This is a genomic window from Paludibacterium paludis, from assembly GCF_018802605.1.
GTDB lineage: Bacteria > Pseudomonadota > Gammaproteobacteria > Burkholderiales > Chromobacteriaceae > Paludibacterium > Paludibacterium paludis.
In genome coordinates this window covers 1,270,008-1,296,563 of sequence record NZ_CP069161.1, presented here as the reverse complement: position 1 = coordinate 1,296,563, position 26,556 = coordinate 1,270,008, and the positions used below count along the sequence as shown (strand labels likewise).

23 protein-coding genes, 1 tRNA gene and 5 pseudogenes are annotated in these 26,556 nt (G+C 57.0%); 11 read left to right on the top strand and 18 right to left on the bottom strand.

Annotation, left to right across the window (positions count from 1 at the left end; all coding sequences use genetic code 11):
- Nucleotides 1–204: 204 nt before the first annotated feature.
- The 5 genes from rfbB (at nt 205) to JNO50_RS05915 (ending at nt 4,710) form a co-directional block, all read left to right on the top strand.
- Nucleotides 205–1,263, top strand: a complete 1,059-nt coding sequence (rfbB, locus tag JNO50_RS05935; protein ID WP_189531320.1) for a dTDP-glucose 4,6-dehydratase — start codon at nt 205–207, stop codon at nt 1,261–1,263.
- Nucleotides 1,256–2,161 (top strand): dTDP-4-dehydrorhamnose reductase, encoded by a 906-nt coding sequence (rfbD, locus tag JNO50_RS05930; RefSeq protein WP_189531321.1) that lies wholly within the window; start codon nt 1,256–1,258, stop codon nt 2,159–2,161. Before rfbB ends, rfbD begins: the two co-directional genes overlap by 8 nt.
- Nucleotides 2,162–2,185: 24 nt before the next feature.
- Nucleotides 2,186–3,073, top strand: coding sequence for a glucose-1-phosphate thymidylyltransferase RfbA (gene rfbA, locus JNO50_RS05925; RefSeq protein ID WP_189531323.1), 888 nt, complete (start codon nt 2,186–2,188; stop codon nt 3,071–3,073).
- Nucleotides 3,073–3,618, top strand: a complete 546-nt coding sequence (gene rfbC, locus JNO50_RS05920; protein ID WP_189531325.1) for a dTDP-4-dehydrorhamnose 3,5-epimerase — start codon at nt 3,073–3,075, stop codon at nt 3,616–3,618. The genes rfbA and rfbC overlap by 1 nt, the downstream gene beginning before the upstream one ends.
- Before the next feature lie 153 nt (nt 3,619–3,771).
- Complete coding sequence (locus JNO50_RS05915; protein ID WP_215796507.1) at nt 3,772–4,710, top strand: IS5 family transposase; 939 nt, start codon at nt 3,772–3,774, stop codon at nt 4,708–4,710.
- A 255-nt stretch (nt 4,711–4,965) separates the two neighbouring features.
- Here JNO50_RS05915 and JNO50_RS05910 read toward each other — a convergent pair.
- Nucleotides 4,966–5,250 (bottom strand): annotated as a pseudogene (locus tag JNO50_RS05910) (transposase domain-containing protein); the annotation flags it as partial.
- Nucleotides 5,251–5,319: 69 nt separating this feature from the next.
- Here JNO50_RS05910 and JNO50_RS05905 point away from each other — a divergent pair.
- Together JNO50_RS05905 and JNO50_RS05900 are read left to right on the top strand one after the other, a co-directional pair.
- A pseudogene (locus JNO50_RS05905) lies at nt 5,320–5,469 on the top strand (transposase); the annotation flags it as partial.
- A 70-nt stretch (nt 5,470–5,539) separates the two neighbouring features.
- Nucleotides 5,540–6,618: pseudogene (locus tag JNO50_RS05900) on the top strand (IS3 family transposase).
- A gap of 36 nt (nt 6,619–6,654) precedes the next feature.
- On the opposite strand, the gene JNO50_RS05895 reads toward JNO50_RS05900, so the two are convergent.
- The gene (locus tag JNO50_RS05895; protein WP_189536993.1) at nt 6,655–7,251 is read right to left on the bottom strand and encodes an IS4 family transposase; all 597 of its coding nucleotides are present in this window, start codon (nt 7,249–7,251) and stop codon (nt 6,655–6,657) included.
- Nucleotides 7,178–7,777: a hypothetical protein gene (locus tag JNO50_RS05890; RefSeq protein WP_189536991.1), complete on the bottom strand. Its 600-nt coding sequence runs from the start codon at nt 7,775–7,777 to the stop codon at nt 7,178–7,180. Before JNO50_RS05890 ends, JNO50_RS05895 begins: the two co-directional genes overlap by 74 nt.
- Before the next feature lie 141 nt (nt 7,778–7,918).
- Here JNO50_RS05890 and istA point away from each other — a divergent pair, with 141 nt between their 5' ends.
- Nucleotides 7,919–8,938 (top strand): IS21 family transposase, encoded by a 1,020-nt coding sequence (gene istA, locus JNO50_RS05885; protein ID WP_215796453.1) that lies wholly within the window; start codon nt 7,919–7,921, stop codon nt 8,936–8,938.
- Entirely contained in the window at nt 8,935–9,711 is a 777-nt protein-coding gene (istB, locus tag JNO50_RS05880) for an IS21-like element helper ATPase IstB (protein ID WP_215796452.1), read from the top strand. Before istA ends, istB begins: the two co-directional genes overlap by 4 nt.
- Before the next feature lie 47 nt (nt 9,712–9,758).
- Here istB and JNO50_RS05875 read toward each other — a convergent pair whose 3' ends face one another.
- The 7 genes and pseudogenes from JNO50_RS05875 to JNO50_RS05845 all read right to left on the bottom strand — a co-directional run bounded on the left by JNO50_RS05875 (nt 9,759) and on the right by JNO50_RS05845 (nt 14,996).
- Nucleotides 9,759–9,971 carry an IS4/Tn5 family transposase DNA-binding protein gene (locus JNO50_RS05875; protein WP_189532533.1) on the bottom strand — a complete coding sequence of 71 codons (213 nt, stop codon included), beginning with the start codon at nt 9,969–9,971 and terminating at the stop codon, nt 9,759–9,761.
- Nucleotides 9,972–10,104: 133 nt separating this feature from the next.
- Nucleotides 10,105–10,398, bottom strand: a pseudogene (locus tag JNO50_RS05870) (transposase); the annotation flags it as partial.
- Between the two features lie 28 nt (nt 10,399–10,426).
- Nucleotides 10,427–11,646, bottom strand: a protein-coding gene (locus JNO50_RS05865; protein WP_215796506.1) for an IS3 family transposase whose coding sequence is annotated in 2 segments (ribosomal slippage) — nt 10,427–11,313 and nt 11,313–11,646 — 1,221 coding nt in all. Because the reading frame shifts where the segments join, the coding sequence is not laid out codon by codon here.
- Nucleotides 11,647–11,715: 69 nt separating this feature from the next.
- Nucleotides 11,716–11,983 (bottom strand): annotated as a pseudogene (locus JNO50_RS05860) (transposase); the annotation flags it as partial.
- Nucleotides 11,984–12,089: 106 nt separating this feature from the next.
- Complete coding sequence (locus JNO50_RS05855) at nt 12,090–13,901, bottom strand: methyl-accepting chemotaxis protein (RefSeq protein ID WP_229804562.1); 1,812 nt, start codon at nt 13,899–13,901, stop codon at nt 12,090–12,092.
- Between the two features lie 130 nt (nt 13,902–14,031).
- On the bottom strand, nt 14,032–14,625 hold the full coding sequence (locus JNO50_RS05850) for a methyltransferase domain-containing protein (protein ID WP_215796505.1): 594 nt from the start codon (nt 14,623–14,625) through the stop codon (nt 14,032–14,034).
- Nucleotides 14,622–14,996, bottom strand: coding sequence for a DUF1289 domain-containing protein (locus JNO50_RS05845; RefSeq protein WP_189532529.1), 375 nt, complete (start codon nt 14,994–14,996; stop codon nt 14,622–14,624). The genes JNO50_RS05850 and JNO50_RS05845 overlap by 4 nt, the downstream gene beginning before the upstream one ends.
- 107 nt (nt 14,997–15,103) lie before the next feature.
- Between JNO50_RS05845 and JNO50_RS05840 the strand changes: the two genes are divergently transcribed.
- Nucleotides 15,104–15,355, top strand: a complete 252-nt coding sequence (locus JNO50_RS05840; RefSeq protein ID WP_189532527.1) for a hypothetical protein — start codon at nt 15,104–15,106, stop codon at nt 15,353–15,355.
- A 261-nt stretch (nt 15,356–15,616) separates the two neighbouring features.
- Here JNO50_RS05840 and JNO50_RS05835 read toward each other — a convergent pair.
- Nucleotides 15,617–15,693, bottom strand: a tRNA-Pro gene (locus JNO50_RS05835).
- A gap of 302 nt (nt 15,694–15,995) precedes the next feature.
- Between JNO50_RS05835 and JNO50_RS05830 the strand changes: the two genes are divergently transcribed.
- Nucleotides 15,996–16,754 carry a GntR family transcriptional regulator gene (locus JNO50_RS05830; RefSeq protein ID WP_308429802.1) on the top strand — a complete coding sequence of 253 codons (759 nt, stop codon included), beginning with the start codon at nt 15,996–15,998 and terminating at the stop codon, nt 16,752–16,754.
- 79 nt (nt 16,755–16,833) lie between these two features.
- Here the strand turns inward: JNO50_RS05830 and tyrS are convergent, their stop codons facing one another.
- From tyrS to pheT, 7 genes are all read right to left on the bottom strand, one after another.
- Nucleotides 16,834–18,114: a tyrosine--tRNA ligase gene (gene tyrS, locus JNO50_RS05825; protein ID WP_189532523.1), complete on the bottom strand. Its 1,281-nt coding sequence runs from the start codon at nt 18,112–18,114 to the stop codon at nt 16,834–16,836.
- 42 nt (nt 18,115–18,156) lie between these two features.
- On the bottom strand, nt 18,157–19,386 hold the full coding sequence (locus JNO50_RS05820) for an amino acid permease (RefSeq protein WP_189532521.1): 1,230 nt from the start codon (nt 19,384–19,386) through the stop codon (nt 18,157–18,159).
- Between the two features lie 145 nt (nt 19,387–19,531).
- Nucleotides 19,532–21,460 (bottom strand): pyridoxal phosphate-dependent decarboxylase family protein, encoded by a 1,929-nt coding sequence (locus JNO50_RS05815; RefSeq protein ID WP_189532519.1) that lies wholly within the window; start codon nt 21,458–21,460, stop codon nt 19,532–19,534.
- Nucleotides 21,461–21,497: 37 nt separating this feature from the next.
- Complete coding sequence (locus tag JNO50_RS05810; RefSeq protein ID WP_189532517.1) at nt 21,498–22,949, bottom strand: APC family permease; 1,452 nt, start codon at nt 22,947–22,949, stop codon at nt 21,498–21,500.
- A gap of 511 nt (nt 22,950–23,460) precedes the next feature.
- A complete protein-coding gene (locus JNO50_RS05805; protein WP_189532515.1) occupies nt 23,461–23,817 on the bottom strand; it encodes a MerR family transcriptional regulator in 357 nt (118 codons plus the stop codon).
- Nucleotides 23,798–24,100 (bottom strand): integration host factor subunit alpha, encoded by a 303-nt coding sequence (locus JNO50_RS05800; RefSeq protein WP_189532513.1) that lies wholly within the window; start codon nt 24,098–24,100, stop codon nt 23,798–23,800. Before JNO50_RS05800 ends, JNO50_RS05805 begins: the two co-directional genes overlap by 20 nt.
- A 90-nt stretch (nt 24,101–24,190) precedes the next feature.
- Nucleotides 24,191–26,554, bottom strand: coding sequence for a phenylalanine--tRNA ligase subunit beta (gene pheT, locus JNO50_RS05795; RefSeq protein WP_189532511.1), 2,364 nt, complete (start codon nt 26,552–26,554; stop codon nt 24,191–24,193).
- Nucleotides 26,555–26,556 lie beyond the last annotated feature (2 nt).

Sequence of the window (26,556 nt, the reverse complement as noted above, 5' to 3'; positions counted from 1 at the left end):
TCAAGCCCCAGCTTCCATCTAGGTACAATGCACGACTTTTCTCTGTAAATGGTATTTTATTGCTGGTACAGCACGGCAGAGTATCTTAAAATATCGCAATGACTAAGTCATAATTACATAGTAAAACAATGACATGCAAAGACGCATTGAAAAATACTCCTATTTTTCAATGCGCCCACTAACGAATATGTGGTGAGATTGGCAATGACCATTTTGGTGACCGGCGGAGCCGGCTTTATTGGTGGCAATTTCGTACTGGACTGGATCAGCGGGCAGCAGGAAACCCTCGTCAACCTCGACGCACTGACCTACGCCGGCAACCTGGAGACCCTCCGTTCCCTAGAGGGCAATCCGCAGCACATTTTCATCAAGGGCGACATCGGCGACCGTGAACTCCTCGGAGCGCTTCTCGACACCCATCGTCCACGCGCCGTGATCAACTTCGCCGCCGAATCGCATGTCGACCGTTCGATCCATGGTCCCGGTGACTTCATCCAGACCAATGTGGTCGGCACGTTCAATCTGCTCGAGTCGGTGCGCGGTTATTGGCAATCGCTGCCCGACACGGAAAAGGCCGCTTTCCGCTTCCTCCATGTCTCCACCGACGAGGTCTACGGCACGCTTGCCACCGACGCTCCGGCGTTCACCGAAACGCACGCCTATGAGCCCAACAGCCCCTACTCGGCCAGCAAGGCCGCCAGTGATCATTTAGTGCGGGCATGGCACCACACTTACGGACTGCCTGTCCTGACGACCAATTGCTCCAACAATTACGGCCCCTATCATTTCCCGGAAAAACTCATCCCGCTGGTGATCCTCAACGCACTGGCCGGCAAACCCCTGCCGATTTACGGCGACGGGCAACAAATTCGCGACTGGCTGTTCGTCAAGGATCATTGCTCGGCGATCCGCCGCGTGCTGGAAGCCGGCACACCGGGCGAAACCTACAACGTGGGCGGATGGAACGAGAAAGCCAACCTAGATGTGGTCAAAACGATCTGCGCGCTACTTGACGAAATGAAGCCGCGCCAGGATGGCAAGCCTTACACCGAGCAAATCACTTTCGTCACTGATCGTCCCGGTCACGATCGCCGCTATGCGATCGATGCACGCAAACTGGAACGGGAGCTGGGCTGGAAACCGGCGGAAACCTTCGAGTCGGGTATCCGCAAGACTGTCGCTTGGTATTTGGAGAACTCAGAATGGACCGACAACGTCACCAGCGGCGCCTACCGCTCCTGGCTGGAGAAGCACTATGGTTAAGCCACTGCGGATCCTGATCACCGGAGCGAACGGCCAAGTCGGCTTCGAGCTCAAACGCGCCCTCGCTCCGCTGGGAGACGTTCTGGCCGCAGGGCGCAATATGATGGATCTGGGCGATCCCGAGTCAATCCGTAAAACGCTGGACACCTTCACGCCTACGATCATCGTCAATCCGGCCGCCTATACCGCGGTCGACCAGGCGGAAAAGGATCCCGACTCCGCGTTCGCCATCAATGCCGCAGCGCCTCGCGCACTGGCACGCTGGGCGGAGCAGAACAACGCCATGCTGATTCATTATTCGACGGATTATGTTTTCGATGGCGACAAGGAAGGACGCTATACAGAAGACGATCCAACGCATCCCTTGTCGGTATACGGCGCATCGAAGCACGAAGGTGAAACCGCCATTCGCGAAGAAACCGGCCGCCACCTGATTCTGCGCACCAGTTGGGTGGTTGGCGCGCACGGCAATAATTTCCTCAAAACCATCCTGCGTCTGGCCAAGGATAGGGACTCATTAAGCATTGTTGCCGATCAATTCGGAGCACCGACCTCGGCGGCGCTGCTGGCCGACGTCACAGCCCAGCTCATCGGGCAGTGGAAATATCGCACCACCGCGGACTTTCCCTTTGGGACCTATCACCTCACCGCCTCGGGCGAGACATCGTGGCATGGTTATGCCCGTTACGTCGTCGGCCTTGCCGAGCGAGCTGGCATCAAGCTCAAGCTATCGCAGGACAAAATCAAACCGATTCCAACCGACGGCTACCCCCTCCCCGCCCGGCGCCCGGCCAACTCGCGCCTCGATTGCGCCAAATTGACACAGACCTTCGGCTTGACCCTTCCGGACTGGACACATGGCGTCGCGCAGGTCTTCGAACAGATAACAGAAAAGTAACTCGATCAATAGGGATTAGTGGCAATGACAGCAAACCGCAAAGGCATCATTCTGGCAGGCGGCTCGGGAACACGCTTATATCCGGCCACGCTGGCCGTCAGCAAGCAATTGCTACCGATCTACGACAAGCCGATGATCTACTACCCGTTGAGCACGCTGATGTTGGCTGGCATTCGCGACATTCTGGTCATTTCCACCCCCCAGGACACCCCGCGCTTCGAACACCTGCTGGGCGACGGCAGCCAATGGGGTATTTCCATTTCCTATGCGATACAGCCCTCTCCCGATGGGCTGGCGCAAGCCTTCATCATCGGCGAGTCCTTTATCGGTAACGATCCCAGTGCCTTGGTGCTCGGTGATAATATTTTTTATGGACATGACTTTTCGCCCTTGCTGAAACAGGCCACAGAAAAGCCTGAAGGCGCCACGGTCTTCGCCTACCGTGTCAACGATCCCGAGCGCTATGGCGTTGTTGAATTCGACGAGAATGGGACAGCGCTCAGCCTCGAAGAGAAACCCCAACAACCCAAATCCAACTATGCGGTCACGGGACTCTATTTCTACGATAACAATGTAGTGGACATCGCAAAATCCATCAAACCCTCACCGCGAGGCGAACTGGAGATCACCGATGTCAATGCCCGATACCTGGAACAAGGGGCGCTGGATGTGAAAACCATGGGACGCGGCTTCGCTTGGCTGGACACCGGCACGCACGAGTCGATGCTGGAGGCCAGCCAGTTCATCCAGACCATAGAAAACCGCCAAGGCCTTAAAGTAGCGTGCCCTGAAGAAATTGCGTACCGATCCGGATATATCGATGAGGCTCAGGTTGAACGTTTGGCACAACCGCTGAAGAAAAATGCGTACGGCAACTACTTATTTAATATATTGCGCGAAAAGGCTTTCTGATGAAGATCATCGACGCCCCTATTCCTGACATCAAAATCATTGAGCCGATAGTCTTTGGTGACGAGCGTGGATTTTTCATGGAAAGCTTCAACGAGAAGCAATTCAACGAAGCCGTAGGCTATGATGTGCGTTTCGTCCAAGATAATCACTCACGTTCCAGCAAAGGAGTTTTACGTGGACTGCACTATCAGTTGCCGCCGCATCAACAAGGCAAGTTAGTTCGAGTCACTTCTGGGGAGGTCTTTGATGTTGCTGTAGATATTCGCCAAAACTCTCCTTCATTCGGCGAATGGTATGGCGAAATCCTTAGTTCAAAAAATAAAAAAATGCTTTGGATTCCGGAAGGTTTTGCACATGGATTTCTGGTATTAAGTGATTCTGCTGATTTTCTATATAAAACTACTGACTATTGGTTCAAAGAATTAGAACGTAGCATTTTATGGAATGATGAAAAGCTTGCAATTCACTGGCCTGACAAAAATAGGATCACTCTCTCGGAAAAGGATACAAGCGCTCCGATACTGGCTCTTGCTGAGCTGCCGTAAAGGAAGGTCTGAACTGTAGAAGTTCAGACTTGATCTGACAGTCAGGCCTTGCCGGAAGGTGGGGTTACCCGTTTTGATAGAGGTGTGAATTTTCATCAAAACAGGGCTTTGTTGCACAAATCCGCCCAGGTCCAGGCTTGGTAGAATGATGGCATGGCCAAGCCCGTCCCTACGAAGTACAAAACCACCAATTGGTCAGCCTACAACCGCGCCCTGATCCAGCGCGGTTCCTTGTCTGTTTGGCTGGATCGAGACCTGGCCTGGCAGGCCAAGCCCCAGGGCAAGCTCGGGCGGGCGCAAACCTATAGCGACGCTGCCATTCAGTTCTGCCTGACCATCAAATGCCTGTTCGGCTTAGCGCTCAGGCAGTCCATCGGCTTCGTGCAAAGCCTGCTCAAACTCGCGGGCCTCGGCTGGACGGCTCCAGACTACAGCACGGTATGCCGCCGCCAGAAAACGCTACAGGTCAACATCCCTTATCGCCACAGCCACAGCCAGGGCGCTTTGCATCTGTTGGTGGATAGCACTGGCATCAAGATGCTGGGCGAAGGCGAATGGAAAACCAAGAAGCATGGCGCGGAATACCGCCGCCAATGGCGCAAAGTGCATCTGGGCATCGACGCAGAAACCTTGGAAATTCGGGCCATTGAGGTCACCGACAACCGACAGGGGGATGCACAGATGCTGCCATCCCTACTGCAACAAATCCCGCCCAATGAACCCGTTGCCAGCGTCAGCGGCGATGGCGCTTACGACACCAAGACCTGCCATGAAGCCATTGCCGCACGCAGCGCCGATGCGCGCATCCCCACCCGCAAGAATGGCAGGCCATGGAAAGGGACATCGCCGGGCGTGTTGGCGCGCAATGAGATTCTCCGAGCCACGAAACGGCTGGGCCGGGCGATCTGGAAGCGCTGGAGCGGCTACCACCGCCGCAGCTTGGTGGAAACCAAGATGCGCTGTTTCAAACGGCTGGGTGAACGAGTGATGGCCAGAGACTTCGACCGCCAGGTGGCGGAGCTGCAAGTGCGCGCCGCCATTCTGAATCGCTTCAGCGTGCTTGGCCGACCGCAAACGGTGGCTATGGCATAAATCTGCCTGGGGAAAGGGGAAGCTCAATCCTCGGCCGATTTATGCAACAAAGCCTCAAAACAGCGCGAAGGAGTAACCCAATGGCTAGTTTTAACCATAATATCATCAAGCACAAGATCGGCTTAGAGCGGCTAACAGAATTTCTCGATAAACCGTAAGCAAATCAGGGAACAAGCCAGCTTCAACAACGCGTAATGGTAAGCACCTGGCCAAGACCGTCTTGCCGGGTGTTGTCATTTGACGCAGGGTATATGCTCAGACTTCGCCGGGGGATTTCGGCGCGAGATTCCAGGGCAGCAGCTCGCTGACCCGATTGACGGGATAGTCGGCTATCTTGCTCAAGACCTCTTTTAGCCAGGCTTTCGGGTTGTGCCCGTTCAATTTGGAGGTGCCGATCAGGCCGTAGATGGCGGCGGCTCGTTCGCCACCCGCATCGGAGCCGAGGAATAGATAATTTTTACGACCAAGCGCCACTCCGCGCAGGGCACGCTCGGCGGCATTGTTGGCGATCTCCATGCGACCATCGTCCACATAGCGTGTGGATGAGCCCCCTGAAACATAGGACACCGATTCCCGCTTAGAATAAGGGATAGGTTTAAGGCTATGTTTATGACTAACACCAACAACAAGACAGATGTACTCGGACCCGAGCGCCGCCGCCGCTGGAGCATCGAGGAGAAGCAGGCCATTGTGGCCGAAAGCTTCATGCCCGGCCAGTCGGTTTCCCTCGTGGCCCGTCGTCATGGGCTCAATCCCAATGGTAATCCCCCCTGAAATTAGTCGTCGTCTGAAGTAGAATTTTCTCCAACAGGATTGAAGGGAATTTTGCGTGAAGACGTCCCGCTTTTCAGACAGTGATCATCGCCATCCTCAAGCAGGCAGAGGGCGGTAGCCCTGTGCCTGAGCTGTGCCGTGAACACGGCATCAGCTCTGCAACGTTCTACAAGTGGCGAGCCAAGTTCGGCGGCATGGATGCATCGCTCATGGCCCGGCTCAAAGAGCTTGAAGACGAGAATCGTCGCCTCAAAAAGATGTATGCCGAGGAACGGCTCAAGGCCGAGATCATTCAGGAGGCCATGGCAAAAAAGTGGTGACGCCGTACAAGCCAAAGGCGTCAGCATCCGCTTGGCCTGCCAGACATTTGCCATCAGCGAAACCTGCTATCGCTACCAGGCAAAGTCCAGCGCGATCAATGAAGAGATTGCCGAGCACCTGATTCGTTTAACCCATAACCAACGCAATTGGGGCTTTGGCCTATGTTTTTTGTACCTGCGCAACGTGAAGGGATATCGCTGGAATCACAAACGGGTCTACCGGATTTATTGTGATCTGGAACTGAACTTGCGTATCAAGCCCAGGAAGCGCATCGTCCGCACCAAGCCGGAACCGTTGGCGGTACCAGCCACCGTGAACGAGTGCTGGTCGATGGATTTCATGCACGATCAGTTGTCGGATGGACGTAGCTACCGGCTGTTCAACGTGATCGATGATTTCAACCGAGAAGCGTTAGCCATGGATGTGGACTTGTCATTGCCGGCAGAGCGTGTGGTGCGCGCCCTGGATCAGGTCATTGAATGGCGTGGCAAGCCCAAAGTGATTCGTAGTGACAATGGGCCTGAATACATCGGCGCTACGCTGACGCGATGGGCCGAAAAGCACGGCATTCGGCTGGAACATATCCAGCCGGGAAAGCCCCAGCAGAATGCGTATGTCGAGCGCTATAACCGGACGGTGCGTTACGATTGGCTCGGGCATTACCTGTTCGATTCGATTGCTGAGGTACAGGAATATGCAACGGATTGGATCTGGACATACAATTATGAGCGCCCGAATATGGCGCTCGGCGGCATCACCCCGAAACAGAAACTGGCATACAGCCAGATTACCTCTACTTTAGCCGACAGCTAAAAATGGGGGGATTACCTACAGCCCCCTCACGTCATCTCATTGGCCAGTACTCTTTATGCTGCCAATAACGCCTCTGGCATAATCAAAATGCTCCACAAACGTTCTGACCCGCTCCAGCCCTTGCCAGAGCGTTTGCGCACCCGGCTCCCCGTCGTTTTTGCGCCCCATGAAACCGCCCACCATGGCGACCAGCCGAACCACCTCGCGTAGACTGGGCGTCTCTTTGGGCAAGACCTTGCGCTTCATCAGATAGGCGGCTTGCCACTCCTCCCGACTGAACAACTGATCGGCCTTCATGTCCGGTTGGGTCCGGCTCAGACGCATCAAACGAGCAATCCGCCACGACACCACCATGTAGATGGCCAAGGCCAATTCCACTTTGCCGCGGCTACCCAACTGGAGCGCTTCCACGCGGCAACCATTCTTCAACACGTGAAAGTACATTTCGATTTCCCAGCGCGCCCGATACCACTCGATCCACTGGCTCAAGTCGTCGACGCTACCGGCCTCGCGGTTGGTCAGCAAGCACCAACACAGCCCTTTGTCACCACCTGGAGGGCTAGTTTCCCGGGCCATCAGGCAGGTCGCATAAAGCCGTTCTCCGCCTTGCCCGGCGGGTAGCGAAATACGCAAGACGTGGAGCTGTTGGCGATCCTTGCGCGACCTCGCCCCCCTGGCGGGGGGCCAGGGTGAACTCAATCTCTGCCACCACCGGACTGGCCATGACCGTGTCCCAGAGCTTGCCTCCATCGGGCAGGCTGCGATTGTGCTGCGAGCGGATCAGCCAGTCGACCGGTGTTTTCAGGGCATGGGCGCGCTGCATCAGCGCCAGAATGTCGGTCTCCCTGTCGGCCACATACACCAATCGGGTGTCAGGCAGGCGGTGGGCGGTCTCGGCCAGGCGTTCATAGCCTTCTATCCAGCGCCGACTTTCCTTGATGCCGGGCCGTATCCCCTCATCGTCCCGGGGCTCTCGTGACCACATCCAGGCATCGGTGACCCCCAGGGCTTCCCGGTCCGGCGTCACGGCATAGGTCGGGTGCAGATACCTGCCCCGCTGGGCTTCAAAGGACAAGGGCCCCAGGTCGTCCATCGCCTGGCCATGGAAATCCAGTTCAGTGGTATCTTGCAGGCAAAGCACCACCGGATGCTGCGCCATGCGAGCTTCGGTACGGGCGATAGGCGGCGAGAGGATATCCTGCCAACCGAGCCCACTGTTAGCGACAATGTAAAACTGACCCACCTAGACAAACCAAAACTGACCCACCTGGGGTAACGTGGTGGCTTTGCGCCGCCGATTATGTTGACCCAGGAGCAAGTAGTGGAAATCCAGATTTTGATCCGCCAAGGGAAGAGCATTCGGGAGATCACCCGAATGCTCGGCGTGTCGCGCAATACCGTTCGACGCCATCTGCGGGAAGCCAACAGCCACCGTTATAAAGAACGCCCGCCACGTCCGAGCAAGCTCGATCCATTTATCGGCTATCTGCGGCGCCGTATCCGCGAGGCGCATCCGCAATGGTTGCCGACCACGGTGTTGATGCGGGAGATTGAGCCGCTGGGGTACTCCGGCAGTCTGTCGTTGCTGAAGCAGTTTTACCTGCCCTTGAGACCGACGCGGTCACAAGACGCCGACCCGGTGGTGCGCTTCGAGACCGAGCCAGGCCAGCAGATGCAAGCCGATTTCGTGGTGTTCCGGCGCGGCGCCTCGCCATTGTCCGCATTCGTGGCCACATTGGGTTACAGCCGCTTGTCCTTTGTCCGCTTTGTCGACAGCGAAGACTTCGAATCGGTGCAGGAGTGCCTGTTGGCTGCCTGCCACTACTTTCACGGCGTCCCCCGTCAGGCCCTCTTCGACAACATGAAGACAGTGGTTCTGGAGCGCGATGCCTATGGGCCCGGGCAACATCGTTTCCATCCTGGGCTGCTGTCGCTGGCGAAGACGCTGGGCTTTGTGCCCAAGTTGTGCCGCCCCTATCGGGCCAAAACGAAAGGCAAGGTGGAGCGCTTCAACCGCTACTTGCGGGAAAGTTTCTACAACCCTCTGGCGAGCCGGCTCAAAGGTGCCGGCCTGCGCGTGGATGTGGCCACCGCCAACCGCGAGGTGGAGCGATGGCTGGCGGAAGTGGCCAATGTCCGCCTGCATGCCACGCTAAAAGAGCGGCCGCTTGACCGTTGGCGACACGAGCTCGATGCCTTACAGGCGTTGCCGCCCCGGAACACGACCCCGCCGGCCGCGGCCCTGGCTCGCGGCATGCCGTTTGAGTCGCTCCAGCACCCGCTATCGGTGTATGCCGCCTTGCTGGGAGAGGCCGCATGAACTTGCAACAAGAACGCATCGGCCATCTGTGCCGCCAATTGAAGCTGGAATCCATGGCCACCCTGTATCCGGCGGTGGCGCAGGACGCCGCGCGGGATGCGCTGCCCTACAGTGATTTCCTGGAAAGACTGCTGGAACGCGAGACCCGACTGCGCCAGGAACGTACACGTGAAGTCATGTTGCGGATGGCGGGGTTCCCCGCCATCAAAACCTTGGAGGAATTTGACTTTGGTTTCGCCTGTGGTGTCCCGAAATCGCAGATACAGGAATTGGCGGGACTGGCGTTTCTGGAGCGAGCCGAGAACATCGTCTTGATCGGTCCGAGTGGCATTGGCAAAACCCATTTGGCCACGGCGATGGGTATCCGCACAACGCAAGCGGGGTTGAAGGTGAAGTTCATTTCGGCGGCCGATCTGATGCTCCAACTGGGGGCGGCCCAACGACAGGGACGGCTGAAAGAGTACTTCAATCGTACCGTGATGGGGCCAAGCCTGTTGATCGTGGATGAAATCGGCTATCTCCCCTTTGGCCGGGAAGAGGCCAACCTGTTCTTCCAGGTGGTGGCCAAGCGCTATGAAAAAGGCTCGATGATCCTGTCGTCGAACCTGCCGTTCGGCCAATGGGCGACGACCTTTGCGGACGATGCCACGCTGACCGCGGCCATGCTTGATCGGTTGCTGCATCACGCGCACATCGTCAGCATGAGCGGAGAAAGCTATCGACTGAAAGACAAACGTAAAGCCGGGGCGGTCAAGAAACCGACCACCCCATGAGACCCGGGTGGGTCAGAGTTGAAATGTCGATGTGAGGGAATGGTGGGTCAGATTTCGGTTGTCGTTGACACACGCCGCTCATCGTGGGCCTGCTCGAAGAAACGGTAGGCCCCTTGAACTTCGGCGCCATCGGCGCACGCCCCGGGAATGCTGGCGGTGGGGCTGGCGGCAAAGCGTTCGGCCAGTGAGATAAGGCGTCGGGTAAGACGGCGATCTCCGAGGTTTGCTGCCCCCAATTCGTCTGCTGCCCATGTGGTCATGGTTCTGCCGATCAGGTGTCCAAAAGGCAGATTTTGCGGGTATTTGCTATCGGGCAACAGTGCAGCTATAGCATCGTCCAGTTGCGTGCCGAGATTGCATTTTTAATGCCTGTGGAGTTGTGACGAATGAGATGCCCTCACGTACCTTCACGTGGATGCAGTCGAGGTAGATGATTGGATAAACCAAATCGAGAGGGCGAGCCTGCCAGGCTTTGACCTCTTCGGTGACGGAATCGGTGATGGAGGAGATCAGGCTGGGCGAGACCTCTGTGCCATACATCTCTTCCAGATGGGCCTGGATTTCCCGAACAGTCATCCCCCGGGCGTAAAGCGAGATGACTTTGTCGTCGAATCCGGTCCAGCGGGTCTGGTGCTTGGGAATGAGTTGCGGTTCAAAGGTACCTTGGCGGTCGCGTGGTGGATTTACCCCCGTATAACAGGACACCGACCAACGCTTAAGTTGATGAAACCGCCAGGCGTCGAAACTCTCGTGGAGATCGGTATTTCAACGCGCTGTGCGGGTGAAACTCGTTGTAATGCTCAATAGCAATCGCCAGATTCCGGTAAGCCGTATGGGCGTCCGGTTTCGGCATATGGCCGACGTAGTCTCGCTTCAGCGTCTTGACCATGCTTTCCGCCATGCCGTTACTCTGCGGGCTGCAGACCGGCGTGGTTACCGGCTTGAGGCCGATTTCTCGCGCAAACCGCCGGGTCTCGGCGGCAATATAACTCGAACCATTGTCGCTCAGCCATTCCACCTCTGGCGAAATACCCAACTGAATGCCGCGCTTTTCCACCGCTTCCAACATGACGTCTCGAACCATGTCACCCGTGTAGCCACCGGTCGAGGCTGTCCAACTGATGATTTCACGGTCGCAGCAGTCCTCCGCAAAGACGACGCGCAGCTTTTCGCCATTATCACAGCGAAACTCGAAGCCGTCCGAGCACCAGCGGCGATTACTGGTGGCCACAGCAACGCGCCCCTCATGCCTGCGCGGGATACCCGGTTGTTTGAGCCGCCGCTGGAGCAGCAGACCATGCTGACGCATGATGCGATAAATGCGCTTCACGTTGACTGGCGGCAAGTTACCGGCCTCTCGCTGTCGGCGAATCAATCCCCACGTCCGGCGGTAGCCGTAGCTGGGCAACGGCGAAATGGCGGTCTGGATCTCTTTGACCAACTCGCTATCATCGGTCGATCGACAAGAACGACCATCGCGCCAATCGACAGGACGCGACGCACGGCGAATCACGTTCGAGCGCGCCAACCCGAGCGAAGTGCAGACCGGGGCTACTGGTCTTCCCCCGGCAATAAGGGTGAGCGCGCAATCCACTTTTTTGTGCGAGCGATGTCCACGGCTTCTTTGAGGATTTCGTTCTCCATCGTCTTCTTGCCGAGGAGTCGCTGCAGTTCGCGTATTTGCTTGATGGCTGACGCCAACTCGGAGGCCGGCACGACTTCTTCACCCGCGGCAATCGCCGATAGACTGCCCTCCTGATAAAGTTTGCGCCACTTGAAGAGCTGATTGGGATTGAGCCCATGACGACGGGCCACGAGGGAAACCGACTGGCCGGGCATGAAGCTTTCGGCCACAATGGCCTGCTTCTCCTCGATGCTCCAGCGGCGACGGCGCTCGGGTCCGAGTACGTCTGTCTTGTTGTTGGTGTTAGTCATAAACATAGCCTTAAACCTATCCCTTATTCTAAGCGGGAATCGGTGTCCTATGTTTCAGGGGGCCCATCCACGTGGTACCTCGATGGGTAACTCTCTGAACTCACCCTTGAGGGTCTTGCGGCTCTTGCCGTTCCGGGTGTTGCCGGCGGGATTGCGCACTGGCTCGTGTTTGCTATGACCAAGGTGTGCGACCATCTCGGCATCCAGGGCTTTCGACCAGCAGCTTGGTCAGCTGCTTGAGTAGGCCGTTCTCTCCGATGAGGTCTTCGGGCTTCTGGTAATCGGCTAGCAAGCTGTTCAGTAGTGCGTCAGGTACGTCGTGTTTGTTTAAGCTCATTGTGTCTCCAGACTAGGTGGCAGTTTCCTGCCAAATGCCCGTTTACACAAAATTCAGTACACGCCCACTTCTACTGCTCGGCGTTTTCGTGTAGAGCACCACTGATTCAGGCCAGTCCCGCCTCCTTGAGCAGTTCGGTCGGATCGAAGCCAAACCGCAAGCATCCCCAGTGCCGCCCCTGAATGAAGATCGGCAGAGCGATCTCGGACAACACTTCGCCCGTATCGCGGGAATAGGTGTGCAAGAGGAACGGCTGGGTATTGCGCGCCGACTTCAATCCCGCCGGGTCATTGAAAATCCGCTTGTCGCGACTGCGGGCGATGTCTTCCTCAAGGTTGCCAGTCTGCGGCTGGGAGGCCGAGCTCATGTGCGTCGGGGCATAACCATTCACGTCGGTCGCCACACAGAAGCGGCAGCCGGCAATTTCCCCCGCATAGCGATCAAATAACGCCTGGAAAGACGATTCAACCTGATCATCGTAGGCTGTTTTATATTTCTGCGGTTGAGTACCGGGAATCGGTTGGTAGCGTTGATCGAAGACATTCACCCCTTCGGCGACATAGCGGTTGAGCATCGTCAGAAGTTCCTGCTGGGCCTTCGATGCCGCTCCGACCATGCGGTCGAACGATCCCTCGCCAATAACAAAGCGCGCCACCATTTCCTGCACCTGCTCGGCAACTCCGGACAATTCGCCGGCCACCGCTTCGGTCTGGTTCAGACGCGTCGACACCTCTTGGGATAGCTGATGGATATCGCTGACATTCTGGTTCACGCTCCGGTTGCTCAGCGCAAAACTTTCCATTGTTGAGGCGATATGAGTCAGGCTATCTGCCATCACCTCAAAGTCGCCCATCATCTTGCCGAAATGCTCCGAAGCGCGTGACACCACTTCGCCGGCTTCATTGGTATCCTCGGTAATCTGATTGGTTTCCACCTGGGTTTCCGAGACCAGCTTCAGCATGCTGTCGATATTGCCGGAAATCTCATTCGTCGCCACTTTGACCTTTTCGGCGAGCTTGCGCACCTCATCCGCAACCACGGCGAACCCACGCCCCATCTCGCCGGCCCGCGCCGCTTCGATCGCGGCGTTGAGCGCCAGAAGATTGGTCTGATCGGAGATGTCTTTGATGAGATCGACAATGGCCTTGATGCTGGCGGAGCGCCGATTCAAATCCTCAACGGTATGATTGAAATGTCCGACCTTCAGATTGATGTCGTAGATCCGTTCCGCCACGACTTTCAATTCACTGTATGATTCGCGCGCCATATCCAGGTTCGATACGGTCGTGGCCGAAATCTGCTGAGTTTGATCGGTAACCTGATCTATGCCATGAGTGCTTTCATTGCTGGCGTTGCGCACCTGCGTTGCGCATTCATCCTGCATTCTGGCACTGGATAGTGACTCCACCACATTCTTGCGTGTCTTGGCCGAGTCCATCGCGATGCGCACGGTCATCAATCTGACATTGCTGATGATTTCGCGCATTTTGGAAAGAAAGCGGTTATACGAGAGGGAAAGCTCGCGGATCTCGTCATAGGTGACGGTAGGGATATTACGGGACAAGTCCCCCTCCCCCGCTCCGATCTCATTGAATATATCGATGATCATTTTCAGGGGACGCACGATCAGATAGCGCAGGTACCAGATCATGAAGGCGATAAAGCCGAGACAGAACACCCAGAGGCCAATCGTCCAGAACAGGGCGGAATCCAGCTGAGACTCCATTTGACGCAAGGCGGCGGCCGACAGGGACTGCCCTCTCAACGCAGAGCGAATGTCGCTGAGGACATAGTAGATATATCCCACCATGATCAACTGGAAAAGGCTGATGAACAGGAAGCTGCATAGCTTCTTGGTCAAGCTGTTCCAGAACGATTTCTCGATGAAATAATAAACTTTCCAGAACCACTCCATCATGTTTCCTCTTTACAGGCGTTCGCACGTGCCCCGGTTTTTATTTTTTCTTGGCAATCTGCATTTTCACCGGTTTTGCATGAAATGACTAGTCCATATTTCATGCCGTGTAACAGACCATGTCACCGCCGTTTTATTCTTTTCGTCGACGCCATACCTGCCAGAACTCGCGCCCCTGAAAGATCGGAGAAACGCTGTGAACGCTTCTTGACGTTTCAAGAGTGAACCACTCACCAAGCAATGCTTGCAGTTCACCAAGAGAGGTTCCGAAGGGAGGACCTTTGGGAGTCTCCGCCAGGAAGAAATAGCCGGCAAGGCAACCTTGCGGGCTGACCAGGCGAGCCATCTTTGCCGCATAATCCGGCCAAAGAGCGGGAGGTAGTGCGCATAAAAAAGCTCGTTCATATACCCATTCATAGGGCACGTCTTCCTCCAGCGCAAAGAAATCCCGCATCACCACGCGCCCTTCGGACAGTGTCCCCAATTGCTCACATGCGGCCTTGACGGCTGCATCACTGAAATCCACAGCCAGCACCTTCAAACCTCGCGTGACCATGTGCGCAACTTCAACAGCACTGCCGCATCCGGGAACCAGCGTCGGCAATCCGGGAGCTTGCCTGCCGATATAGTCGAGCACCTCCGGCGGGCATTGCGAACTATCCCATGGAGTCACACCGCTCAGGTAACGCGTTTCCCAAAATTCCGGCAATGCACTGTTCTGCCTCATGGTTTCTCCCGGATCCATGCGTCGACATACTGGATATCCGCCTCCGCCACTTGCAGGATATCCTGATTACCTTCCTGCCGAACACGCCAAATTCCGTCACGCCATTGCACCAGCAAGGCAGAACGATCAAACAACTCAATACGCCCCCATTCCTCGCCTTCCGTCTGCACGACATCCAGACTTCCATTCAGCACACCGGCAAGCCGTAACCAGCAATGCCTCTCCGGCAACCTGTCCCACGTTGAGGCTTTGAGCGCCTCATCCATCGCGCACCAGTTGGCCACTTCAAAGAATGTCCTCGCACAGCCGCGACAGACATTGTCACCCAGCGCAGTCGAGCACAGAGCAATACAAGGGGAATCGGTAGCCATTTCTCAACACCACATACTATTGTTGTAACAAATCATTCACAAAACTTGACGTGTGAAGCAATGATGAAGGATAACCGTATTGTCATAATCAAGACACAAACCGGATCATGCCAAGGAATGAACTGCTGGTTTTTCGAATATTGAACACATTACGGCGCTGGCGCGCGCATCCACTGGAAGAGCGCAGCCTTCTGGCGGAAATCGCGCGTATGCCCGACACCGAGTATAACGTGGAAATAGTCCGGGCCCATATCCATGTCATGCTGCTTCAGGGCCTATTGAAACAAGTTGCCATCGGTGAACAACGGCAAGCCTACACTCTGGATTGGGCCGGTTACGACTATCTGGAAAGCCAATGACGCGAGACTTGAGCCAGGCAAGGAGTCGGCTACAGCACCACAACATTGTTATTACGGTTTCAGCCGCCGGTGGCCGGACTCAAAATCGGGAGGACAATCTGGTGACAACAGAGGATCGGAGGTTCGAACTGCCCGCGGCGGGAACAGAGCAGTGTAACAAGAAGGCTTAGTACGCCGCACAAAACTCGCACAAGCCATTTTCAGGCAACAAAAAAGCCCTGAGAAACAGGGCTTAACTATTTGATTTACTGAATTTTTCGTTGGTCGGGGCGAGAAGATTCGAACTTCCGACCCCCTGCACCCCATGCAGGTGCGCTACCAGGCTGCGCTACGCCCCGACTCAAGAGAGACACATTGTAGAGGATACGAAAGGCGTTGGCAATCCCATCCGAAGATATTTCCCCCCGCCACCGCCCAAACTTGCCTCCGCGCGTCGAATGCGAACCGCGGCAAGCAGAAAATGAGGCAATATTGATCTGGCTCACTCTCTGGAACCTTCACTATTTTTTAGCGTCTCACTAAAATAGATATTTGATTACCAGCACAATTACAAAATTCAAACCGCTTCTTGCGCCATTCCACACATTTTCCCGGAGACCTGTATGCTTATAGTGGATTGCGAGCAAGATTCACTTTTTCCATGACAGTCACCCGGCCCATGTCCTCCCTGAAATCATCCTCCCCAGCAGCTCGCGAAAGCACCGTCCTCTCGGACCAGATGGTCAGTCAGATCCGACAGGATATCCTTATCGGCGTTTTTCTGCCCGGCGACAAAATGCAGCTCAACGAACTGAAACAGCGTTACGGTGTCGGCGGAACCCCCATCCGCGAAGCCCTGATGCAACTTGTCTGGCAAAACTTTGTGGTAATGGAACCGCAAAAAGGCTTCCGGGTAGCCCCGGTCACCCTGGAAGAGTTGAAAGATATCCTCGACACCCGTCGCGTGCTCGAAGGTATCGCCCTCGAAAAATCCTTTTCCCGCGGAGACGAAACCTGGGAACTGAGCATTCTTGCCGCCTACCATCGCCTCTCGCGTGTCAACCTCGAGGATCCCGACATCGACTACACCAGTTGGGGCATGCTGCACATGAATTTCCATCTGTCGCTCATCTCGGCCTGCGAATCGCCGATGCTGCTGCGCATGATCGAAATCGTTCACAACCAGTTAGAGCGCTACCGCCATATCTGGCTCAATCACGAACTGGATGCGCCACAGCGCTACCACGACGATGGCGAGCACCGGGCCATCATGAACGCCGTGATGGAGCGGAATCTGCCCGAGGCCATGCATTTGCTGGAAGAGCATCATCGCCACGTCATCGAACTTGCCGAGAATCTCACGCAGGAAAATTTCGCCAGCCGGATCCAGCTGGCGCGCAAAAAACCGGAAACCGAATAAAAAAAGAGGGTGTGTGCTTCAGCACACACCCCTGGAGAAAAAAGCCCTTCAGATTCGGTAATACATCACACCATAGGCGTTACTCCTTCCAGATCACCAGGCTGTGGTTCTTCTTGCCACGGCGCAGCAGGCTGTAGCGTCCGAAGCGAATATCTCCGGCACCCAGTTCATGGGCAAGATCCATCACCTTGCCGCCATTCACGCTGACCGCGCCGCTTTCAATGAAACCTCGAGCCTGGCTCTTCGAGCCGGCCAATCCGGAGGTGACAAGCGCATTGACCAGACCACCCTCCGCGCGAGGCAACACCACACTCGGCACACCATCCAGAGCCAACTGCTCGAAATCCTCCTCGGTCAGGCCGCTCTCATCGCCGGAAAACAGGCATTCGCTGATCCGGCGCGCCGCTTGCACGGCTGCCTTGCCATGCACCAGCTCGGTAGCCTTCTCGGCCAGAATGCTCTGGGCCAGAGGAGCCCCGCCACGCGCCTTGTCCGCCTCCTCGACGGCGCGGATTTCGGAAAGCGACATGAACGTGAAGAACTTCATGAAGCGGTAGACATCGGCATCGGCCGTGCCAAGCCAGAACTGGTAGAACTTGTAGGGAGAGGTTTTTTTCGGATCAAGCCAGACCGCGCCACCTTCGGTCTTGCCGAATTTGGTGCCATCGGCCTTGGTCACCAGCGGCATGGTAATCCCGAACACCTGCCGGCGGTTCATGCGGCGGGTCAGATCCACGCCGGCCGTGATATTGCCCCACTGGTCGGAGCCGCCCAACTGCAGCTCGCACCCCATCGCCCGGTTCAACTCCACGAAGTCATAAGCTTGAAGCAAGCTGTAGGCGAACTCGGTGAAGGAAATGCCCACTTCATCACGATTGATCCGCTGCTTGACCGACTCCTTGTTGATCATCGCATTGACCGAGAAATGTTTGCCGATATCCCGCAGGAAGGTCAGCACATCCATCGAACTGAACCAGTCGTAATTGTTGACCATGACGGCGCTGTTCGATCCGCAGTCGAAATCGAGGAACTGCGATACCTGGCGACGGATCTTTTCGACCCAGCCCGCCACGACCTCGGGCGCATTGAGCGTCCGCTCCGTGGCCTTGAAACTGGGATCGCCGATCATGCCGGTGGCACCGCCGACCAGCGCCAGGGGCCGATGACCGGCCATCTGGAAACGCTTGAGGGTGAGCAGCGGAACCAGATGCCCAAGGTGCAGGCTGTCCGCCGTCGGATCGAAACCGCAATACAGCGTGACGGGGGAGCGGGCCAACAGGGCATCCAGAGCCTCGACATCGGTGACCTGGGAAATCAGTCCCCGTTCCTGCAATTGTTCAACCAAACTATCTGTTCTCATAGTACAACCTCCAACTGGGTTTTCGCTGGCCGGAGCCACCGGTCAAAACATGGGAAGCAGATTCTGCATTTTGAGAATCTGGAAAACGATCATCAGCGATCCGAGAATGGATACCAGCGTGATGGCCACCGTACCCCCGGGAACTCGCCAAACCGGCTGGTAGTCCGCCTTGGCGCGCAGTTTGCGAAGGGCGAAAGCCGGGAACAGGATCGCCAGCACCGCGAGAAAAATCGCCGCGGCGCCCAGCGCCATGACAAACCCCTCGGGATACAACCAGGCGAAAACAAAAGGCGGCAGATAGGTTGCCACAGCGGTTTTCAGACGACCGGACCGGGAATCTCCCTGCCCGAGAGAGCTGGCCACCGAGTCGAACAAGCCCAGCGAAACACACAGATAAGACGTGAACAGGGCAATCGAGGTGAACGAGGAGAACAGGGTCGGCACCAACTGATTTGGGGTGTTGGCGTGCACATAATCCAGGAACATTCCCACCGAACCATGCTGCTGCGACAGCGCCAGAAAACTGTTGGCGCCCACTCGCGGTAACAATCCCAGACTGCAGTACTCCCAGATAGCGTAAACCAGCATCGGAATCAGGCCGCCCGCGATGAAGACATTGCGCAGGGTTTGAGGTTTGTCCCGCCCAATGTACTTGACCATACTGGGAACGCTGCCATGGAATCCAAAGGCGGTCAGAAAGACCGGGAAAGCGGCATACATATAGCGCGTTGAATCGTTGACGGTATTCAGGTAAACCGGATTGACATACGGACGGATGGTTACCGCTATCAATAAGAAAACAATAATATTAACAGAAAATAAAATACTATTGACCCGGTCGACCGCCCGTGTGCTCAAAAAAACGATCGTGGCGATCAGCAGGGTAAACAGCGCGGAAACCATTACCGGTGGCAGACCCACACCCAGATAATGTTTCAGATTCGCGCCATACGTGGACGATGCGCCGGCAATATAGGCTGACGACAGCGCATACAGCAGCAAGAGCAAGGAGAAATTGGTGATCCACTGGCCGCGCTTGCCCAGCAGCTTCAGCGCGATGATATCGAACCCGCTGCCATCCGGAAACGCCAGTGTCACCTCGAGCAGCATCAAACCGGTGTAGGTCATGAACACCCACATCCCGAGCAGCGCGAAAAGCGCGTTGTTGTATCCCATTCCGGCGGAAACCAGCGGCAGAGCCAGCATTCCCGCCCCCAGCATGGTGCCGGAAATCAGCAGGGTCGCCCCCGCCGCCTTGACATTGAACCCCATGATGAAACCTTTCAGTCATCCCGCACAAAGTGCCGGATGCGTCGTGCGACATGTGTGAATGTGTACATTGATCCCTGAACCCGGTGACCGCCCCGCTGCGCCGCGCGGCGAGCGAAGCGGCCACCGTCAAGTAGCGCGCGCCCGATCAGGCAGCGGCCAGTTGCTCGTTTTCCTTTTCTTCCATTTCCACGATCTGGGCCAATTTCGCCGTGAAGATGTCGCGAAGTTCGGACCAGTACTCTTCAAAACGCTGAGCGTCGCGCAAGAAGTGCGTCATGACCGCGGAACGCAGGATGTACACGCTTTGCACGCGCTCCCACTCGCTGGCGGCGAACCCGCGCTCCCGCACAAAAATCGCCGGGGTATCACCGTATTCGTGCGACGCCAGGGAAGTGGAGGAAGTCAGGAAGTCATTGGTGTACGTCCGACCGGAGGCGTACGAGCAGATCTCGTACATACGCTTGTTAAGGCGGTTGTGGTCTTCCAGGCAGTCGTTGCCGATTTCCTTGAAGGTGAAATCAACCATGTGGAAGTCCGGATGCATCACCGGGCGCACATCGAACTTGCGATGACCGACCACAAACGGTTCGGCCGAGGCAAGCTTGGCGTGGAACCAGTCGGCAGTGACGATACCGCGGGCAATCACCATGCCGTAGCCGGCGATATTGAGCGGCACCAGACGGTGCGCGGCCCAGACGGCGGCCGCCGTGGCGCCGGCCTTGGAGCCTTCCATGATGGAGGCGCCCAGCACCACTTTCTTGTCCTCGGCGGCATCGTCGCCGCACTCTTCGAACACATAGGCCGCGTGGTAGGAGATCAGATCGACAATGCGCTTGTCTTTCATGCAGACCGCGCCGGCGGCATACTGCACATACCCGACTTTGTGCGGATCGACGGTGATGGAATCCACCTCGGCCATCGCCTTGAAGCCTTCGTACACTTCGCGCTTAGGCCAGGCCACACCGGCCGGGATGATGTCCTCGGCGCGATAACGTTTGACCAGCTCGTCGTACTCCATGAAGCGGTTCTCTTCATCGAGGAACATCGCACGCACATAACCGCCATACGCCGCATCCACGTGAATGTAGAAGGAAGCGCCATAACGCTCTTCGCACTCTTCGCGCAGACGGATCACTTCATCGACGTGGTCAATGGAACCTTCTTCGGTGGAGCCAACCACCGATACCATGCCAAGAATCGGCGTGCCCTCTTCGATCAGCCGGAAGGTGATTTCACGCATCTTGGCGACATCGGTACGGTAATGCTCATCGACCGGCAGCGGCACGATGTTTTCCTGGCCGATGCCAAGCACGTCCATGGCCTTCATCCACGAATAGTGCTTTGACATCGGCACCAGGAACTTGCCAAGCTGGCCCTTCTTCACGCCGACACCACGCGCGGTGAGGCTGCGCACTTCCTCGAAGATTCCGCGCTTTTTCAATTCGTCGGTCAGATCGAGAATGGCGGCCGGAGACATATTGAGCAGTTCCCGTTCGGAGAAACCGGCGACCAGATCACGAGCCTTCGGGTGCTGCGCCATGGCCAGCGGCACCGTCTTCAGGTTGCGGGCCACCCACACCCCTTCATAGTTGGCGACCGTGCCGCCGGAAGTGATATGTCCCCACGATTTGTTCGGGTGGTAGCCGAACATCGTGCACAAGTCGCGGCCGACTTCGACCTCCAGCTCGGTGGTGGTCGGCGAGGCCTCGTGGGCGCAATTATTCGGGTTGTACAGCATGGTCATCACGTAAGCGATATTCGAGACCATCAGTGTGTCGGCGTTCATATGGCCCAGATAGCGCGGCGAGAACCACGGAACCGACGTCGTCTTCAGCTTCGAAGACAACTGACGCAGAATGCCTTCGGTGCGGTACAAGGTATTACGAAAATCCGGCATGTGCTGATCGACCGGCGTCACCAGCGGAGCATCTTCGGGGTGGAAGTCGGCGCGCCAGTGCATGTGCTCCCGGAGCGCGTAATCCATCATTTCCTGGAAGAACACGCGGTTTTCCGATTTCGGGCCGAGAAACAGCGCGTCCACATTCAGGTTGGAGGTCAGGTTCTTGTTTTCCATGAGTCAGAGTCCTTAAGACAATCGGGTCAAATTTCGATCAGGAACGGAGAGCGCTCGTGCTCGCCGCGGGCGAACCGATACGCATTTCTTTGCGGGCGCGGGCTTTCTGGCCATAGCTGTAGACCAGGAAGGGAATAACCAGCATCACACCCAGCCCAATGCACTGGAAGGTTTGATATGTCGCGGCGGTACCCTTGAAGCTTCCGGGCGGAAAGAATCCGAGGTAACCGGCGGTCAGGGAAATCAGCAGGCCCAGGCCCGAGCAGATCCACATGCCGGCATTGCCACCGGGCACTTTGAAGGACCGTTCGACATCGGGGCGCTTGTACCGCAGATAAATGGCCGCGGAGAACATGAAGAGATAGGCGACGAGATAGATCAGACCGGTCAGCCCCATCAACATGAAGTAGAAGTTGTCGACATTGGGCATCACGGTGATCAGGATGCCGACCAGGCTGATGGCCACGGCCTGAATCATCACCAGAGTCACCGGCACGCCATGCTTGTTGGTCTTTTGCAGAAATTCGGGCAGCGCGCCGGAGTCAGCGGTCGCCTGCAGGCCACGAACCGGCCCCAACACCCAGGAGTTGACCTGACCGATCAGACCCAGCGCGATGGCCAATCCCATCACCGGAGCCAGCCACCCAAAACCCCATTTGGAGAAATACAGTTCGAAGGCTTGCATCAGGCCGGCGGTCATCGAAATGTTTTCTTTCGGGATCGCCACAAAAATCGCCGCCGAACCGATCACCGACAAGGCGACCATGATGCACGACACCAGAATGATCGCGATCGGATAGTTGCGGCGGGCGTCACGGATGGACGACACGTTGGATGCCGAGACCTCCATGCCCATCACCACAAAAATGAACCCGATGAACAGCCCCAGCGTTCCCTTGTCGCTCAGACTCGGCACCAAATTGTTCCAGGTGAACGACACATCGGTCATGATCGGGTTACCGGACAGCACATAGGTGACACCACACATAATCAGCAGAATGCCGGGCAGGAATACGCCAAGACATACGCAGACCGTGGACACCCATCCGAGGGTTTTCAGGCCTCGCATGTTCACCAGCGTGCAGCCCCACCAGATCGCGAGGATCATGCCGAGCATGTACATCTTGTTGCTGGCCAGCGCCGGATCGATCACATAGGCGATCGTCGCGGCGATGATCATGATGATGGATGTCATGCCGAACACCATCTGGATCCATTGCAGCCAGACCGCGACGAACCCCAGGCGTTCGCCGAAGGCTTCGCGTACCCAGATGAAAATCCCGCCATCCTGAGGCCAGGCAGTTGCCAGCTCGGCGGCAACCAGCGCCGTCGGAACCAGGAACAGCAAAGCGGCCGCAAGGGTGAGGAAAATCGTCATTAACCCCGGCTGGGCGGTCATCGGCAACGTACGTACGCTGATGACTACCGCAGAGGTGATCATGACGAAGGTAAATACACCGATCTTCGGTGTGGATTCAGTGCTTGCCATTTCATGCCCCACTTCGAAAAAAATCGTTTATCGACTCTCTTAGAGAATTTCGAAATATTTTAAATTTTCGAACAAATTACATGGCTTGATTTTTGTCACCATGGAAAACCAAAATATCGAAATTATTTTTTTAATCGAAAAAATCGAAGGTCATAGCGAAGAAAATGGGCAGCTAAATAAAAAAACCATGCAGGTTCATAGACTTGAAACGTGAGAAAGGCAGGTGCGGGAAGATAGCGGGATACCGACATACTCACAGCATGTCCGACAAGAAAAGGCGAAGAGAAGACTAAGCTGAAAATCCAACGGGCCGGGAAAACCGGCCGCCATTGACGACCATCAAGTGATGACAGAGAAAGGACAGTTGTAAACTGAAAGGAACAACAGAACGAGGAGGAAATCATCGCAGGGGGCCGACTAGCGAAAGTCACCGCAAAATCAAAGAGCCGGCATTCAGCCGGCTCCTTCAGCCTTCTCCCGCTACCGACAGGGGAACGAGTAACGCCTGGATTTACTGGGTATTGGCCGCGCCGCCACCCAGCAGATCAAGAATCGCTTCGAGTTCACGCCGCACATCTGCCGCCGACAGTGGCGGCAACGCGGCAGGATCCTGGCAAAGACGCTGACGCGCGCCATGGATCGTGAAGCCATCATCGTACAACAATTCGCGGATCCGGCGAACCAGCAGTACTTCATGGTGCTGGTAATACCGACGGTTACCGCGGCGCTTCACATTCTTGAGCTCGCCAAACTCCAGCTCCCAGTAACGCAGAACATGAGGTTTGACGCCGGCGAGTTCACTGACTTCGCCGATCGTGAAATAGCGCTTTGCCGGAATGGCCGGCAAATCATCCCTGCTTGTTGGCATGGTATTCTTCAACCATTCCCTTGAGTTTCTGGCTCGCGTGGAACGTGACAACGCGGCGGGCCGTGATGGGGATCTCTTCCCCGGTCTTGGGGTTGCGTCCTGGACGCTGCGGCTTGTCGCGCAGCTGGAAATTACCGAAACCGGACAGTTTGACGCAATCTCCGGATTCCAGCGCGATACGGATTTCTTCGAAGAACGTTTCTACCATGTCCTTGGCTTCGCGCTTGTTCAAGCCAACCTTGTCGAACAGCAGGTCAGCCAGTTCGGCTTTGGTCAAAGTCATGACTACCCCTTAGCAACTCTACAAAAAGTAAAACAAAGCGGCGCCGACCGCAAGCGGGGCCGGCACCTATCATACCAAAAACAGCAATATTTACGCTCTAAGGATAGCAGCGTGCTGTGCGGACACTGCGGCCAGCAGGACAGCCACCGACGCTTCGACGTCTTCATCGGTCAATGTCCGCTCGTCATGCTGCAAGGTCACGCTGAAGGCAAGGCTCTTCTTGCCCTCCTCCACCCCCTTGCCGCGATACACATCGAACAGAGCCACATCGGTCACGTTCGGGGCCGCCGCGGAGCGGAACGTCCCGAGCATCGCCCCGGCGTCCACGGCGTCGTCAACGACCAAAGCAAGGTCGCGGCGCACGCTCTGGAACTTGCTGACCGCCTTCGCTTTCACCAGCCGCACGGTTTCCAGAGCAGCATAATCCAGCTCGAAGGCGACCGGAGCCGACGGCAAGTCATAAGACTGCACCCAACGCGGATGGAGTTCGCCAATCACACCAACCACTTTACCGTCCAGCAGCACCTGGGCACAGCGTCCGGGATGGAAGGCCGGGTGCTCCGCTTTCCGGTATTCGGCCCGCCGCGGATACAGAAGGGCTTCCACATCCGCCTTGATATCGAAGAAATCGACGCGTTCCGATCGGATACCCCACTGCTCGCAGGCGCGACCGCCCCAGGCGAGGGCCGCAAGCCGCTCGGGCTGCCGGACAGTACCGTCTTCCGACTTGAGGAACACCCTGGCCAGTTCGAAAATACGCACGCGCGGCTGCTTGCGGTTGAGATTGGCGGCCAATCCGTTAACCAGCCCGCCGATCAGCGAAGAACGCATCACGCTCATGTGCGATGCGATCGGATTGATCAGCCTCACCGGGTCTGCGTTACCGGCGAAGTCACGTTCCCAAGCTTCCGCAACGAAGGCGTAATTCACCACTTCCTGGTACTCCCGGGCCGCGACCTTGCGGCGCACGACGCTGCGCGGCAAACGGTCCTCCGGCAATGGCAGCATGCGCAGGCGGGCTCCCGGGGCTTCGGCGGGAATGGCATCGTAGCCATGCACCCGGGCGATTTCTTCGATCAGATCCTCTTCGATCGCGATATCGAAGCGGAATGACGGCGACACCACCTCATGGCAGTCACCGCTATCCCGGGTGGTGAAGCCCAGGCGCCGGAAAATGGCGCCGATGGCATCATGCCCCAGCTCGATACCGAGCACACGACTCACCCGGGCGGTACGTACCGTGACGCTGGCTGTCGCCGGCAAGGTGCCGGTCGCTTCGGTAATCGGTCCCGCCTCGCCACCGCAGACCGCCAGGATCAGCGCGGTGGCGCGTTCCATCGCGTCCCGTTGCAGGGCATGATCGACCCCTCGTTCGAAACGGAACGACGAATCGGAGCCAAAGCCGAGCTGGCGAGCCCGGCCGGCAATCGCGGTTGGCGCGAAGAACGCGCTCTCCAGGAAAATATCCCGGCTCGCCGCCGTTACGCCGCTCGCTTCGCCCCCCATCACGCCGGCGATCGCCAAAGCCTTGGCTTCATCGGCGATCACCATGAAGGACGGGTCCAGCGTCACGGTCTTTTCATTCAGGCACAGCAGGGTTTCGCCCTCGCTTGCCTGACGCACGACGATGCCGCCTTCCAGCGCGTTCAGATCGAAGGCATGCATCGGCTGGCCCTGCTCCAGCAGGATATAGTTGGTCACGTCGACCACGGCGCTGATCGACCGGATGCCCGAGCGCTCGAGGCGGCGCTTCATCCACTCCGGCGTCGGCCGGGAAGCGTCGACATTGCGGATGACACGGCCAAGATAACGGCCGCATCCCTCCTTCGACTCGATAGTGACCGGCAGTACCGCGTCGTGAACCGGAACCACCGGGGCGATGGCGACCGGCTCCAACGCGCAGCCGGTCAGTGCCGCGACTTCCCGGGCTATGCCGCGAATGGACAGGCAGTCGGCACGGTTCGGGGTGATCTTGAGGGTGAAAATCGCATCATCGAGTCCGAGGTAATCGCGGATCGACTGCCCCACCGGCGCATCGGCGGGCAAAACGAGCAGGCCGTCGGCCTCGTCGGGCACGCCAAGCTCTTTACCCGAGCACAACATGCCGTTGGATTCGACACCGCGCATCTTGGTCGGCTTGATGCGAAAATCGCCTGGCAATACCGCACCGGGCAAGGCGCAAGGCACTTTCAGCCCCACCGCCACGTTCGGCGCGCCGCAAACGATCTGCACAAGTTCGCCGGTACCGGCATCGACGCGTGTCACGCGCAGCCGGTCGGCGTTTTCATGGGGAACGACTTCCTTGACCTCGGCGATCACCACGCCGGTGAACGCCGGCGCGGCGGAGCCGACTTCCTCGACTTCGAGGCCGGCCATGGTCAAGAGGTAAGACAATTCATCGGTGCCAAGCGAGGGATCGGCCCAGCTTCGCAGCCACTGTTCGGAAAATTGCATGT

Excerpts from the sequence above, each read along its gene's own strand:
- istB (WP_215796452.1), top strand. The coding sequence starts at position 8,935 with ATGAACTTGCAACAAGAACGCATCGGCCATCTGTGCCGCCAATTGAAG.
- JNO50_RS05820 (WP_189532521.1), bottom strand. The coding sequence starts at position 19,386 with ATGGGGTTCAATGTCAAGGCGGCGGGGGCGACCCTGCTGATTTCCGGC.
- JNO50_RS05830 (WP_308429802.1), top strand. The coding sequence starts at position 15,996 with ATGACAGTCACCCGGCCCATGTCCTCCCTGAAATCATCCTCCCCAGCA.
- JNO50_RS05875 (WP_189532533.1), bottom strand. The coding sequence starts at position 9,971 with ATGACCACATGGGCAGCAGACGAATTGGGGGCAGCAAACCTCGGAGAT.
- JNO50_RS05815 (WP_189532519.1), bottom strand. The coding sequence starts at position 21,460 with ATGGAAAACAAGAACCTGACCTCCAACCTGAATGTGGACGCGCTGTTT.
- JNO50_RS05840 (WP_189532527.1), top strand. The coding sequence starts at position 15,104 with ATGCCAAGGAATGAACTGCTGGTTTTTCGAATATTGAACACATTACGG.
- JNO50_RS05810 (WP_189532517.1), bottom strand. The coding sequence starts at position 22,949 with ATGGCAAGCACTGAATCCACACCGAAGATCGGTGTATTTACCTTCGTC.
- tyrS (WP_189532523.1), bottom strand. The coding sequence starts at position 18,114 with ATGAGAACAGATAGTTTGGTTGAACAATTGCAGGAACGGGGACTGATT.
- pheT (WP_189532511.1), bottom strand. The coding sequence starts at position 26,554 with ATGCAATTTTCCGAACAGTGGCTGCGAAGCTGGGCCGATCCCTCGCTT.
- rfbC (WP_189531325.1), top strand. The coding sequence starts at position 3,073 with ATGAAGATCATCGACGCCCCTATTCCTGACATCAAAATCATTGAGCCG.
- JNO50_RS05800 (WP_189532513.1), bottom strand. The coding sequence starts at position 24,100 with ATGACTTTGACCAAAGCCGAACTGGCTGACCTGCTGTTCGACAAGGTT.
- JNO50_RS05850 (WP_215796505.1), bottom strand. The coding sequence starts at position 14,625 with ATGAGGCAGAACAGTGCATTGCCGGAATTTTGGGAAACGCGTTACCTG.
- rfbB (WP_189531320.1), top strand. The coding sequence starts at position 205 with ATGACCATTTTGGTGACCGGCGGAGCCGGCTTTATTGGTGGCAATTTC.
- JNO50_RS05915 (WP_215796507.1), top strand. The coding sequence starts at position 3,772 with ATGGCCAAGCCCGTCCCTACGAAGTACAAAACCACCAATTGGTCAGCC.
- JNO50_RS05855 (WP_229804562.1), bottom strand. The coding sequence starts at position 13,901 with ATGATGGAGTGGTTCTGGAAAGTTTATTATTTCATCGAGAAATCGTTC.
- istA (WP_215796453.1), top strand. The coding sequence starts at position 7,919 with ATGTTGACCCAGGAGCAAGTAGTGGAAATCCAGATTTTGATCCGCCAA.
- rfbA (WP_189531323.1), top strand. The coding sequence starts at position 2,186 with ATGACAGCAAACCGCAAAGGCATCATTCTGGCAGGCGGCTCGGGAACA.
- JNO50_RS05845 (WP_189532529.1), bottom strand. The coding sequence starts at position 14,996 with ATGGCTACCGATTCCCCTTGTATTGCTCTGTGCTCGACTGCGCTGGGT.
- rfbD (WP_189531321.1), top strand. The coding sequence starts at position 1,256 with ATGGTTAAGCCACTGCGGATCCTGATCACCGGAGCGAACGGCCAAGTC.
- JNO50_RS05890 (WP_189536991.1), bottom strand. The coding sequence starts at position 7,777 with ATGGCGCAGCATCCGGTGGTGCTTTGCCTGCAAGATACCACTGAACTG.
- JNO50_RS05805 (WP_189532515.1), bottom strand. The coding sequence starts at position 23,817 with ATGCCAACAAGCAGGGATGATTTGCCGGCCATTCCGGCAAAGCGCTAT.